The sequence below is a fragment of the Mesorhizobium sp. M7A.F.Ca.CA.003.01.2.1 genome, from assembly GCF_003998945.1.
Lineage (GTDB): Bacteria > Pseudomonadota > Alphaproteobacteria > Rhizobiales > Rhizobiaceae > Mesorhizobium > Mesorhizobium ciceri.
In genome coordinates this window covers 1-12,185 of the sequence record NZ_RZRA01000044.1, presented here as the reverse complement: position 1 = coordinate 12,185, position 12,185 = coordinate 1, and the positions used below count along the sequence as shown (strand labels likewise).

The following is a 12,185-nucleotide window of genomic DNA, read 5'->3' as shown; positions in this document are numbered from 1 at the left end:
TGTTTGGCAGACCCCGAGAACTGAAGGTTAGAACAATGTCCCGCACCTGCGAACTCACTGCCAAGGCAGTCATGTCCGGCAACAATGTGAGCCACGCCAACAACAAGACCAAGCGTCGCTTCCTGCCGAACCTCGTCAATGTGACGCTGATTTCGGAAGCGCTGAACCAGAATGTGCGCCTGCGCATTTCGGCCAACGCACTGCGTTCGGTCGAACATCGCGGCGGTCTCGACGCCTTCCTGGCCAAGGCCGACGTCAAGGAATTGTCGCAGCGCGCCCGTCTGCTGAAGAAGCAGATCGCCAAGAAGACCGCCGAGCAGGCTGCCGCTTAAACAGTTCAAAGGCGGGGGACGACCGCCCTGGCCAACATCTTGTTGGCCTCTGGCCAACATCTTGTTGGCCTTGGGGCATCGGATCGAAGCCGCAAGGTTTTGGCAATCCGGTGCCCACATACGAAGGCGAGCATCGCCCGCATGGGCATGATGCTTGGCTGGTTCCATTACCCAGGATAAAAAAATGACTTCCTTCTCGCGGTATTTGCCCTTCGTGGCCGCCATGGCGCTTGTCGTCGTGGCATCGAACATTCTCGTGCAATTCCCGATGCAGGGCCAGATCGGGGGCCTCTCGCTGGCCGACCTTCTGACTTGGGGGGCCTTCACCTATCCCTTCTCGTTCCTGGTCACCGACCTCGCCAACCGCCGCTACGGACCCACTGTGGCGCGCCGGATCGTCCTTGTCGGCTTCATGACGGCGGTGATCTGCTCGATCCTTGTCCCGCCCTTCCTGTTCCGTCACGGCCTGATCGAATTCGAGACCGCCGCCGACCGGCTGGTGCGTATCGCGGCCGCGTCCGGAGCGGCGTTCCTTTCCGCGCAACTGCTCGATGTCACCGTGTTCAACCGGCTGCGCCGGCAGAGCTGGTGGCGGGCGCCGATCATCGGCACGCTGGTCGGGTCGGTGTTCGACACCGCCGTGTTCTTCACCGTCGCTTTCTCGGCTGCCTTTGCCTTCGCCGGACCAAACGACGGCTTTGCGTTGGAAAACGCACCCTTGATGGGCGTCTTCCATGTCGAGGCGATGCGCTGGATCTCCTGGGCGCTTGGTGATCTCTCGGTGAAACTGATCATCGCCGTCGTCGCACTCATACCCTACCGGTTGCTCGCTGCCCGCTGGAGCCAGCCCGCGGTTGCGGCTTAAACCATGATCCCGAAAAGTGGGACCCCGTTTTCGGAAAAGATCCTGGTCGGACAAAGATCATGATCCCGTGGATCCAGCTCGATTCAGCGAAGACCCCAGACGGCGGACAAGAACTTCGCCTCAAGCGGCGCGGCACCGAATTCTCGATCATGCTGGGCACCAACGAGCTCATGAACAGCCGCCTCAGCGGTTCCGAGGAAGCGCTGGCAAAACTGTCCTGCGGGCGGATTGCCGGCCATAGCCATCCAACAATCCTGATCGGTGGGCTTGGCATGGGTTTTACCTTGCGCGCCGCGCTTACAGAATTGGCCAATGATGCCGGAATCGTCATCGCTGAACTGGTGCCGGCCGTTGTCGCCTGGGCGCGCGGTCCGATGGCCGAAATCTTTGGCGGCTGTCTCGACGATCCGCGCGTCACCATTCAGGAGACCGATGTCGGGCAGCTGATACGCTGGCAGCCCGCGGCCTGGGACGCCATCCTGCTCGATGTCGACAACGGCCCGGAAGGCATCGTCCACAAATCCAACGACGCGCTCTACAGCCTGCAGGGCCTCGCAGCCGCACGCAGCGCCCTCAAGTCGGGCGGCGTGCTGGCGGTGTGGTCGCAAGGCCCCGACATCGGCTTCACGCGGCGGCTGAAGCAGGCAGGCTTCGGGGTCGAAGAGGTCAGTACGCGCGCCAACGGCAAGCGCGGCGCGCGCCATATCATCTGGATCGCCACCAAGACGTAAAGCCGGCGGGCTCAATCCTGGTGCAGGATGAATTCCAGATAGAGGTTGCGCTGCAGGATCGAGTGGTTGTCGTCGGAGATCAGCGACACCATCAGCGCGCCGTCGTCGCGGGTCCAGACGTCGAGCCCTTCCATATTGTCGATCTGGTAGCCCATGTCGGCCTCCAGCAGCACCGGCCCGTCGGCGACCGCGCCCTTCTCGACGCTTTCGCCATAGATGCGCCGCAGCCGCATCTTGACGCCCCTCGCCATCGAGAAACTGCGCTCCAGAAGCAGCAGATCGCCATCCGGCAGGAAGGCGCCGTCGGTGATGTCGAAATCGCCGTTGCGCTTGACAGTAAAGACGCCCTTGTGCGGCCCCTCGATGATGGCGGCATAGATGTTGCCGGCCTTGTCGAGGCTCTTTTCGGAGACCACGACCAGGCCGCCCTCATGCTGACCGTTGGCATTGGCGTGGGTGACGGTCTCGAAGCCGCGATTCTGGCGCAGCTCCTGGGCCGGAACGACGAAATCCAGCGGCTTGAACGGCGCCTTCATGTCGTTGGCGTCGATCTTGAACTGGGCGACGCGGTGGCTGCGCTCGAAGCCGACGGTGGCAATGCCGTCCTTGACCGCGAGGCCTTCCGCATCGACCTCCCATTTCCTGTCGATCGGCCGACCGGTCTCGTCGACCATCTGCTGCATGCGGAAATTCTGGATGCCGGAGGGCCGCTTTTCCGCGTCGCGGACCACCGTGCCGAAGAACCAGAAGCCGGTGTCGGCAACGCCGATGAAGTCACCGCCGGCCTTCAGGAAGCGGAAGGCCGACAGCGCGCCGAAATCGCGTGTCGGCGAGGTCATCTCCAGCCCGCCGACGAATTCGAAAGGGCCGAATTGCTTGTCGGCACGGCCAATGTGAAATTCGGTGATCGGGCGGGCCGAGATTTCGACCGGTTCGACAGAACCAGAGTCGGGCGAACCGGCTGCCGCCGAAGCCACACCGGAAAGCAGGGCGATGGCGGCGAAAAGCGTCTGCTGAAAGCCGCCGCGCCTGGAGATCATCCGGCGCGCCGCATACCACCGCCGCGCCGCGTATCCTTCGCGCTTTCCTCGGCAAACAGCGAAGCCAGCTGCTCGGTCATGGCGCCAGCCAGCTCCTCGGCATCGACGATGGTGACGGCGCGGCGGTAGTAGCGCGTGACATCGTGGCCGATGCCGATGGCCAAGAGTTCCACAGGCGAACGCGTCTCGATCAGCTCGATGACGGCGCGCAGATGGCGTTCGAGATAATTGCCCGGATTGACCGACAGCGTCGAATCGTCGACCGGCGCGCCGTCCGAGATCATCATCAGGATCTTGCGCTGCTCGGGCCGGGCGATCAGCCGGTTATGCGCCCACAGCAGCGCCTCGCCGTCGATATTTTCCTTGAGCAGGCCTTCGCGCATCATCAGGCCGAGATTGCGCCGTGCCCGCCGCCACGGATGGTCGGCCGATTTGTAGATGATGTGGCGCAGATCGTTGAGCCGGCCAGGATTCGGCGGCTTGCCGTCCTTCAGCCATTTCTCGCGCGCCTGCCCGCCCTTCCACGCCCGCGTGGTGAAGCCGAGGATCTCGACCGAGACGCCGCAGCGCTCCAGCGTGCGCGCCAATATGTCGGCGCAGGTGGCGGCGACCGTGATCGGCCGGCCGCGCATCGAGCCGGAATTGTCGAGCACCAGCGTCACCACCGTGTCGCGGAACTTGGTGTCGCGCTCCTGCTTGAACGACAGCGGCTGCATCGGATCGATGACGACCCGCACCAGCCGTGCCGGGTCGAGATAGCCCTCTTCCAGGTCGAAGTCCCAGGAGCGGTTCTGCTGCGCCATCAGCCGGCGCTGCAGGCGGTTGGCCAGCCGCCCGACGACGCCGGACAGGTTGGCGAGCTGCTTGTCGAGGAAGGCGCGCAGCCGGTCGAGCTCTTCTTCTTCGCACAACTCCTCGGCGCCGACCGTCTCGTCGAAAGCGGTGGTGAAGACCTTGTAGTCGATCTCTTTCGGCAGATTGGTGAAGGGATTGTCGTTGCGGCGCGCTTCGCCGGGTGTTTCGGCATCGGCGTCGTCATCGTCGGACAGATCGTCGGCGGTGGCGTCGGAGGCTTCCGTCTCGGCCGACTGTTCGTCATCGGCGGAAGCTTCGGCATCCTCGGACTGCGACTGCTCGGAGCCGGAATCCTCTTCGCCGCCCTCCTCGCTCTGCTCCTCGCCTTGCGGCTGGTTGTCATCATTGTCCTCGGAATCTTCCGTCTCCTGGTCGTCGCCGAGTTCCTCGGCCATTTCCATGGAGGCCAGCATCTCGCGCACGACCCGGGCGAACGCCTGCTGGTCGCCGAGCTTGGCCGACAATCCGTCGAGGTCGGCCTTGGCCTTCTCCTCGACCCAGGGGCGCCAAAGTTCGACCAGCCGCTCGCCGCTTTTCGGGATCGGACGGCCGGTCAGCTTCTCGCGCACCATCAGGGCAAGAGCTTCCTCGATCGGCGCGTCGGCCTTGTCCTTGATGTCGACGAGGTTGGCCTTGGCGTATTTGTCCTCCAGCATCGAGCCGATATTGTCGGCGACGCCCTGCATGGCGCGTGAGCCTATCGCCTCGACGCGGGCCTGCTCGACCGCGTCATAGATGGCGCGGGCCGCCTTGCCTTCCGGCGCCAGCTTGGTGTGGATGCGCACATCATGGCAGGCGCGCTTCAGCGCCATGGAATCGCCGAGGCCGCGGGTGATCGCGATATCGGTCTTCGATGCCTTCTTGGGCAGCTCCGGCAAGCGCGCGCGGCTGCCGGCGAGCGCCGGCCGGTCCTTGGCGAAACCGACTTCCAGTTCCTTGTCGCCGGCAATGGCGCGCATGCAGACGGTGACGGCACGCTTGAAGCTGTCGGCTTCAGAGCCCGTCTTCGACTTGTTGCGCGTGTTGTCGCCCGGACCCGCCATCATCTATCTCTATTGTACCGCTGGCCGCTGGCCAAGCTGAGTGCGCAGGAGGCCGATAATCTCTTCGACCGAGATCGTAAAATAGCCGCCTTTCCCACTGTCATATGCCTGTCTCCAATGACTGTATCCGTGGTCAAACCCGTCGGGAATTGGACGAACACCCTCAAGTTCAACCAGACTTTCTCTCAGTACGTCAGCCGCTACAGGGAGGTGAGGGATTGTTTGCAGCTGCTTTCCGTCATTAGGTATCGGCGCGTCAGAGACTGAGATCGATACGATCGGCTGACTTTCGCCTTCCAGATAATCGACAGCGCCTATGATCACACGCGAGGATACTGGTGTCGCGCCGTGATACGTCCAAGTCTGCCCAGGTTTGAGTGGTTGGTTCTGGGCCATGGCTGCCTGACTGAGACCAAAGCAGAGGAATACAAGACTCCATAGGAACGTCCGGTGGGTCGTTCCCATGGAGCGGTCTTAGCCCAGCACCACGTTGGCGGCGCTCTCGGGCAGATCCTCGCCGAAGGCGCGCTGGTAGAACTCGGCCACCACCGAGCGCTCCAGTTCGTCGCACTTGTTGAGGAAGGTCAGCCGGAACGCCATGCCGATATTGCCGAATATCTCGGCATTCTCTGCCCAGGTGATCACCGTGCGCGGGCTCATCACGGTCGACAGATCGCCGTTGATGAAGGCCGAGCGCGTCATGTCGGCGACGCGCACCATCTTGTTGACGATGTCCTTGCCCTTGCCGTCGCGATAGTGCTTGGCCTTGGCCAGCACGATGGCGACTTCATTGTCGTGCGGCAAATAATTCAGCGTGGTGACGATCGACCAGCGGTCCATCTGGGCCTGGTTGATCTGCTGGGTGCCGTGATAGAGGCCGGTGGTGTCGCCCAGGCCGACCGTGTTGGCGGTCGAAAACAGCCGGAAGGCCGGATGCGGGCGGATAACCCGGCTCTGGTCGAGCAGCGTCAGCCGGCCTGACGATTCCAGCACGCGCTGGATGACGAACATCACATCCGGACGGCCGGCATCATACTCGTCGAAGCACAGCGCGACATTGTGCTGGTAGGCCCAGGGCAGGATGCCGTCGCGGAATTCGGTGATCTGCAACCCGTCCTTGACCACGATCGCGTCCTTGCCGACGAGATCGATACGGCTGACATGGCTGTCGAGGTTGACGCGCACGCAGGGCCAGTTGAGGCGGGCGGCTACCTGTTCGATATGGGTCGACTTGCCGGTACCGTGATAGCCCGACACCATGACGCGGCGGTTGTAGGCAAAGCCCGCAAGGATCGCCATCGTCGTGTTCTTGTCGAACAGATAGTCCGGGTCGATGTCGGGCACATGCTCCGATGTCACCGAATAGGCCGGCACCACCATCTTGGATTCGAAGCCGAATTTCTCCTTCACCGACACCGTCGTGTCGGGCAGGTTGGCGATGTCGCGATCGACCTTGTTCATATCTCTCAACGTCTCCACGGGCGAAACGTCTGATTTCGCCGGCAATCGATTTTGTCCGGGGGCGGTCTTAAAGCCTTTTCCAACCTTATGAAAGTTGGAAAACGACACGAACCGTATGGTCGCTCAGCACAGGCCCGCCTGTTTGAGCACGCGATAGGCTTGCAGCACATCGCGGAACCGGTCTTCCGAACCTCTGTCGCCACCATTCGCATCCGGATGGTGTAGTTTCACCAGTTCCTTATAGCGCGCCTTGATCTCCTTGCCAGTCGCCTTTGTATCAAGACCAAGCGTTTCCAGCGCCTTGGCCTCAAGCGGCTTGGCCTTGCGCTCGCGCGCCTCGCGCGGATCCTTGGGTCCCTTGAACAGGTCGAACGGGTCGCGCATGCGGTTATAGTAGCCGGCGCGGCCGGAGCGCATCTGGGCCATATCGGGCGACGACCGGGTCGAGGCCCCGTTGGCGCCCATCTTCCAGGTCGGCCGGTGCCCGGTCATGGCTTCCTTCTGGAAGCGCGCGACCTCGGTGTCCGGCACGCCGGAAAAGTAGTTGAAGCCCTTGTTGTACTCGCGCACATGATCGAAGCAGAAGTGGAAATACTCACCCTCCTTCATGCGCCCGACCGGCGCACGATGGGTGCCCGCTTCCTTGCAGCCGTCCCACTGGCAGATCGGCGAGTGCGACTTCAGCTCCGCGTCCTTGTCGGGACGGACGCGAATCTTCTCGAAATATTTGGGGTACGGCTTCATCTTACCCATTTATGGGGCGTTCGCAGATGCGAAACAAGAATTGACATTTTCGCGATCATCGCCCTAACCGCTGAATCGCGGCATAAAGCAGGCGAATGGCGGATTTTGTTGCGCGGCGGCGGCCCCTCGCGAAACCGATTTTCGGTTTCCAGGCCGAGACGCCAACGATATGTGGTGAAGGGAGATGGCGATGTCCATACAGGCGACCATGGAAGACAAGCTCAACAAGGCATTTTCGCCGGACAGGCTGGTTATCATCAACGAGAGCCATCTCCATGCCGGCCACCACCATCACGGCTCCGACCATCACGGCACTTACGACGGCACCGGCGAGACGCATTTTCGCGTCCGCGTCGTCGCTTCCGCCTTTGCCAGCATGAGCCGCATCGACCGTCACCGCGCCGTCAACGAACTGCTTGCCGACGAACTGAAGGCCGGCGTGCATGCGCTGGCGATCGAACCCGCGGCTCCCGGCGAAAAGACCCGCTGGTAGGTCGCTTCCCCGCGCTCAGAGCACCGCTTCGATGAGGAACGGCCCGCGCCGTGACAGCGCACTGTCCAGCAACGCGTCGAAGCGCTCGCACGTATCGGCGCGAGCCGCCTCCACGCCCATGCCTTTGGCCAGCGATACCCAGTCGAGCGAGGGATGGTCGAGGTCGAGCATGCGCCTGGCGTTCTCGCCGATGGCGCCGACGCCGACATTCTTCATCTCGCCATGCAGGATCGCATAGGTTCGGTTGGAAAACACGATCGTCACCACGTCGAGCTTTTCCCGCGCCTGCGTCCACAATCCCTGCACCGTGTACATGCCGCTGCCGTCGGCTTCGAGATTGACCACCTTGCGGTCGGGACAGGCGATTGCCGCCCCGGTCGCCATCGGGATGCCGCCACCGATCGATCCGCCCGTGCCCATCATGTAGTCGTGCGGCGCGGCAAAGGCCGACAGCGCGAAGAAACGCCTGGCCGAGGTGACCGCTTCATCGCAGACGATCGCATCGGCCGGCAGTTTGCGCGCCACCGAAAGTGCGACGGCATCTTCCGTCAGCTTGCCGTTCGGCGTTGCCTCGTCGGGAAAAGCGGCCGCCAGCACCTTGTGTCGCGACGGCTTGATGCCAAGTTCGTCGCGAAGCGCCTCCAGCGCCGCATGCAGATCGTCGCCATGGGCGGCCAATGTCAGCACCTCGCAGCCTTCCCGGACAAGCCGTCCCGGTTTTCCCGGATAGGCGAAGAAGGCAACCGGCTCCTTTGCGCCGACCAGGATCAGAACATCGACGTCGCTCAGCACAGCCATCGCCGCATCGACCGGATAGGGGATGCGGGTCGGCGCGACACGCCCGCGCCCGCGTTGCATCCGTGCGATCAGAACCTCGCCGAACAGCCGGACGTCGCTGCCCGTCGAGATCTGCCCGGCGATGGCGAGCGCATCGGCGCGCGCGGCCTTTCCGCGAACGATCATGCCGGCCCGGCCCGGAGCGGCACGGATCGCCGCGGCGATCTTGCGTACCGCGTCCATATCGACGGCCGGCGTCGGCGCCAACGTCACCTTGCCGGGCAAAACCGCCTCGACTTCGCCCCAGGCGGCATCCGCCGGCAGGATCAGGGTCGCGACGCCGGGTGGTGTCAGCGAGGCGCGAAAGGCCGCTTCAGCTGCCGGCACGACATCGGCCGGACCCTTGACGCGGCCGACCCAGTTGGACATCGGCGCCGCAAGGCTCTCGATATCGCTGGTGAGTGGGGCATCGAGCGGCAGATGGTAAGAGGCGTGGTCGCCGACGATGTTGATCATCGGGCTGAAGGCACGCCGGGCATTGTGCATGTTGGCCAGCCCGTTGGCCAGGCCGGGACCGGTATGCAGCAGCGTCGCGGCCGGCCGATCGGTCATCCGCGCATAGCCATCGGCGGCACCCGTCACCACGCCTTCGAACAGCCCGAGCACGCAACGCATTTTCGGCTTGCGGTCAAGCGCTGCAACGAAGTGCATTTCGGAGGTGCCGGGATTGGCGAAGCAGACCGTCACATCATTGGCCAGAAGCACGTCACACAGGACATCGGCGCCGTTCATGCAATTCCCTCCCGCTCAAGATCGCAGAGCAGTTGCACCCGCGAGCACCTGCAGCAATGTCTTGCCGCTACTTTTGATCTAATCCAGTGCCGTAAAGATCAGCCAACCGTCGATTTCAGGAATGCCAGCGCGGCCGCGGTCAGCGCGTCGCCCTCCTCGCCGAAATCGCGATTGATCGACATATGCGTATAGGCGCTGCCGTCGAACAGCGTAACCTTGGTGCCCGTCGATCGCAGGCGCTCGGCAAAGGCCCTGGAGTCCTCGCTCCGGCCCGATGCCCGCGAATAGGCGATGAAAGTCGGCGGGTGCTTGCGGCCGTCGACATAGCTGGCCGGCGAAAGTGCCGCCCATTGCGCGGGATCGGAAAAGACGCGGGCATAGGCCCGGACCATACCGCCATTCTTGGCAAGTGCTGCAAGATCATAGGCCCTGGTGTCGTCGAGGATGAGCGCGGCTATGCCCGGCAATCCGCCGCGCATGCCGGTCAGCGCAACCAGATGGCAGCCGGCCGAATGGCCCATGCCGACGATGCGGTTGGGATCGCCGCCATGCCGGGCGATGTTGGCCCTGATGTAAGCATAGGCCTTTTCGACGTCACCAGCCTGGGTGGCGACATTGGCCTGCGGCAGCATGCGGTAATCGATGGAGACGAAGCAGAAGCCGTTGGCGAGCAGGAAGGCCGGTTTGGCGTCCACCTGACTGCGTTTGCCAAACTGCCAGGTGCCGCCATGAACGAAAAACACGACCGGCAGGCCGGTTGCACCATCGGGCGCGTAGATGTCGAGCTTGGCCGGCCCGTAGTCGAAGGTTTCTGGCGTGGGCCGGCGTGTTTTCCACGCGGCCGACGCTTCCAACGGCAGCATCGCCGCCATGGAGGCCATGATCAGGCTTCGTCGATCGATCATCATTGTCTCCTGGCAAGGCAAGACTGCACGCGGCCGCCCCAGCCGTCCAGTCAGGGGTTCGCAACACACCCGCTACCCGCTGAATACGGCTCCGCAACGAGCGCTTTGGTCTCGCGGAGTAGCCTCAATCCTTAAGATCGCGGCCACCTCTTCACATGAAGGGAACAAACGGTGCCCCCCGGCAGTTGAATGCGAGACGAGCCGAATGGAAGCCACAGCGGCTCCGAGGGCAAAAGCATCATGCGAGAGAACCAGTCTGACGTCTTCGATCTCTTTTCGGAAATTTACACCAACGCGGCGCAGGAAGAGATCAGCATCCAGCAATATCTCCTTGCCTGCCGCGAGGACAAGTCGATGTATGCCTCGGCGCCTGAACGGATGGTCGAGGCGATCGGCGAGCCGAACCTGGTCGACACCAGCAAGGATGAGCGGCTCGGCCGTATTTTCTCCAACCGGACCCTGAAAGTGTACCCCTCCTTCGCCGATTTCTACGGCATGGAGGATACAATCGAGCGCATCGCCGGCTATTTTCGCTATGCGTCCCAGGGGCTCGAGGAGCGCAAGCAAATCCTCTATTTGCTCGGCCCGGTGGGCGGCGGCAAATCCTCCCTTGCCGAGCGGCTGAAGAAGTTGATGGAACAGCGCCCGATCTACACGCTGAAGGTCGGCAACCAGGTCAGCCCGGTTTTCGAATCGCCGCTTGGCCTTTTCCATCCCGATCGCATGGGCGACCTGCTGGAGGATAAATACGGCATTGCACGACGCCGCTTGAATGGGCTCATTTCGCCATGGGCGGCCAAGCGCCTCGACGAACTTTCCGGCGACATTTCCAAGTTCAGCGTCGTCAAGCTGATGCCGTCGCGACTGCGCCAGATCGGCATCGCCAAGACCGAGCCCGGCGACGAGAACAATCAGGACGTCTCGGCCCTGGTCGGCAAGGTGGACATCCGGCAATTGGAAAACTTCAGCCAGTCCGATCCGGACGCCTATTCCTATAGCGGTGGACTGAACCGGACCACCCAGGGCCTGCTTGAATTCGTCGAAATGTTCAAGGCGCCTATCAAGGTCCTGCATCCGCTGCTGACGGCTACCCAGGAAGGCAGCTACAACGGCACCGAAAATTTCGGCGCCTTTCCCTACCAGGGGATCATCGTGGCCCATTCCAACGAGTCGGAATGGCTGCAGTTCAAGAACAACAAGAACAATGAGGCTTTTCTCGATCGCATCCTCGTCGTCAAGGTGCCGTATTGCCTGCGGATAACCGAAGAGCGGCAGATCTACGAGAAACTGTTGCGGGAGAGCGAATTGGCCGCCAGTCCCTGCGCTCCAGAGGTGCTGGACATCCTCAGCCGGTTTACCGTCTCGACCCGCTTGGCCGAGCACGACAATTCGCCGCTCTACACCAAGATGCGCGCCTATGATGGCGAGAACCTCAAGGAAGTCGACCCCAAGGCAAAGTCGGTTCAGGAATATCGGGACGCCGCCGGCGTAGATGAGGGCATGGCAGGCGTCAGCACGCGCTTTGCCTTCAAGATCCTGTCGCAGACCTTCAACTACGACACCGAAGAGGTGGCCGCCGACCCCGTGCATCTCATGTACATCCTGGAGGAGGCAATCAAGCGCGAACAGTTTCCGAAGGAGACGGAAGCCGCCTATCTGGAGTTCATCAAGTCCGAGCTGGCCGCGCGGTATGCCGAATTCATCGGCCATGAGATCCAGAAAGCCTATCTGGAATCCTACAGCGAGTACGGCCAGAACCTTTTCGACCGCTACATCGCCTATGCCGACGCTTGGATCGAAGACCAGGACTACAAGGATCCCGACACAGGCCAGATCCTCAACCGCGAGGTTTTGGACAACGAGCTTTCACAGGTCGAAAAACCGGCCGGCATCGCCAATCCCAAGGACTTCCGCAATGAGGTGGTGAAATTCACCCTGCGCGCCCGTGCAAGAAACCATGGCCGCAACCCGGCGTGGACAAGTTACGAAAAGCTGCGGGAAGTCATCGAAAAACGCATGTTCGGCCAGGTCGAGGACCTCCTGCCGGTGATCAGTTTCGGCTCCAAGCAGGACAGTGTCACGGAAAAGCGGCACAATGAATTCGTGCAGCGGATGGTCGAGCGCGGCTACACCGAGCGGCAGGTGCG

At 62.4% G+C, this 12,185-nt stretch carries 11 protein-coding genes; 5 read left to right on the top strand and 6 right to left on the bottom strand.

The annotated features are described in order from the left end of the window. The first annotated feature begins 35 nt into the window (after positions 1–35). From rpmB to EN969_RS03860, 3 genes are all read left to right on the top strand, one after another. Positions 36–332, top strand: coding sequence for a 50S ribosomal protein L28 (gene rpmB, locus EN969_RS03870; protein ID WP_013529373.1), 297 nt, complete (start codon positions 36–38; stop codon positions 330–332). Positions 333–516: 184 nt separating this feature from the next. Continuing rightward, complete coding sequence (locus EN969_RS03865; protein WP_024503743.1) at positions 517–1,197, top strand: queuosine precursor transporter; 681 nt, start codon at positions 517–519, stop codon at positions 1,195–1,197. Between the two features lie 59 nt (positions 1,198–1,256). After that, a complete protein-coding gene (locus EN969_RS03860; RefSeq protein WP_063169106.1) occupies positions 1,257–1,928 on the top strand; it encodes a hypothetical protein in 672 nt (223 codons plus the stop codon). Positions 1,929–1,939: 11 nt separating this feature from the next. On the opposite strand, the gene EN969_RS03855 is transcribed toward EN969_RS03860, so the two are convergent. From EN969_RS03855 to EN969_RS03835, 4 genes are all read right to left on the bottom strand, one after another. After that, the gene (locus EN969_RS03855) at positions 1,940–2,968 is read right to left on the bottom strand and encodes an esterase-like activity of phytase family protein (RefSeq protein ID WP_063169107.1); all 1,029 of its coding nucleotides are present in this window, start codon (positions 2,966–2,968) and stop codon (positions 1,940–1,942) included. Continuing rightward, on the bottom strand, positions 2,965–4,869 hold the full coding sequence (gene cobT, locus EN969_RS03850; protein WP_181172684.1) for a cobaltochelatase subunit CobT: 1,905 nt from the start codon (positions 4,867–4,869) through the stop codon (positions 2,965–2,967). The genes EN969_RS03855 and cobT overlap by 4 nt, the downstream gene beginning before the upstream one ends. Positions 4,870–5,340: 471 nt before the next feature. Further along, on the bottom strand, positions 5,341–6,327 hold the full coding sequence (cobS, locus tag EN969_RS03840; protein ID WP_013529367.1) for a cobaltochelatase subunit CobS: 987 nt from the start codon (positions 6,325–6,327) through the stop codon (positions 5,341–5,343). A 123-nt stretch (positions 6,328–6,450) separates the two neighbouring features. Continuing rightward, positions 6,451–7,080 (bottom strand): J domain-containing protein, encoded by a 630-nt coding sequence (locus tag EN969_RS03835; RefSeq protein WP_013529366.1) that lies wholly within the window; start codon positions 7,078–7,080, stop codon positions 6,451–6,453. Positions 7,081–7,261: 181 nt separating this feature from the next. Here EN969_RS03835 and EN969_RS03830 point away from each other — a divergent pair, with 181 nt between their 5' ends. After that, the gene (locus tag EN969_RS03830; protein WP_063169109.1) at positions 7,262–7,564 is read left to right on the top strand and encodes a BolA family transcriptional regulator; all 303 of its coding nucleotides are present in this window, start codon (positions 7,262–7,264) and stop codon (positions 7,562–7,564) included. 15 nt (positions 7,565–7,579) lie between these two features. Here EN969_RS03830 and EN969_RS03825 read toward each other — a convergent pair whose 3' ends face one another. Both EN969_RS03825 and EN969_RS03820 read right to left on the bottom strand, forming a co-directional pair. After that, on the bottom strand, positions 7,580–9,133 hold the full coding sequence (locus EN969_RS03825) for an acetolactate synthase large subunit (RefSeq protein ID WP_063169110.1): 1,554 nt from the start codon (positions 9,131–9,133) through the stop codon (positions 7,580–7,582). Between the two features lie 98 nt (positions 9,134–9,231). Beyond that, complete coding sequence (locus tag EN969_RS03820; RefSeq protein WP_063169111.1) at positions 9,232–10,038, bottom strand: alpha/beta hydrolase; 807 nt, start codon at positions 10,036–10,038, stop codon at positions 9,232–9,234. 240 nt (positions 10,039–10,278) lie between these two features. Here EN969_RS03820 and EN969_RS03815 point away from each other — a divergent pair. Beyond that, positions 10,279–12,185 (top strand): PrkA family serine protein kinase (locus EN969_RS03815; protein ID WP_127418994.1); only part of this gene is annotated, 1,907 nt, incomplete at its 3' end.

What these genes read in the sequence shown, in the direction of transcription:
- rpmB (WP_013529373.1), top strand. Translation starts at nt 36, where the DNA reads ATGTCCCGCACCTGCGAACTCACTGCCAAGGCAGTCATGTCCGGCAAC.
- EN969_RS03865 (WP_024503743.1), top strand. Translation starts at nt 517, where the DNA reads ATGACTTCCTTCTCGCGGTATTTGCCCTTCGTGGCCGCCATGGCGCTT.
- EN969_RS03860 (WP_063169106.1), top strand. Translation starts at nt 1,257, where the DNA reads ATGATCCCGTGGATCCAGCTCGATTCAGCGAAGACCCCAGACGGCGGA.
- EN969_RS03855 (WP_063169107.1), bottom strand. Translation starts at nt 2,968, where the DNA reads ATGATCTCCAGGCGCGGCGGCTTTCAGCAGACGCTTTTCGCCGCCATC.
- cobT (WP_181172684.1), bottom strand. Translation starts at nt 4,869, where the DNA reads ATGATGGCGGGTCCGGGCGACAACACGCGCAACAAGTCGAAGACGGGC.
- cobS (WP_013529367.1), bottom strand. Translation starts at nt 6,327, where the DNA reads ATGAACAAGGTCGATCGCGACATCGCCAACCTGCCCGACACGACGGTG.
- EN969_RS03835 (WP_013529366.1), bottom strand. Translation starts at nt 7,080, where the DNA reads ATGGGTAAGATGAAGCCGTACCCCAAATATTTCGAGAAGATTCGCGTC.
- EN969_RS03830 (WP_063169109.1), top strand. Translation starts at nt 7,262, where the DNA reads ATGTCCATACAGGCGACCATGGAAGACAAGCTCAACAAGGCATTTTCG.
- EN969_RS03825 (WP_063169110.1), bottom strand. Translation starts at nt 9,133, where the DNA reads ATGAACGGCGCCGATGTCCTGTGTGACGTGCTTCTGGCCAATGATGTG.
- EN969_RS03820 (WP_063169111.1), bottom strand. Translation starts at nt 10,038, where the DNA reads ATGATCGATCGACGAAGCCTGATCATGGCCTCCATGGCGGCGATGCTG.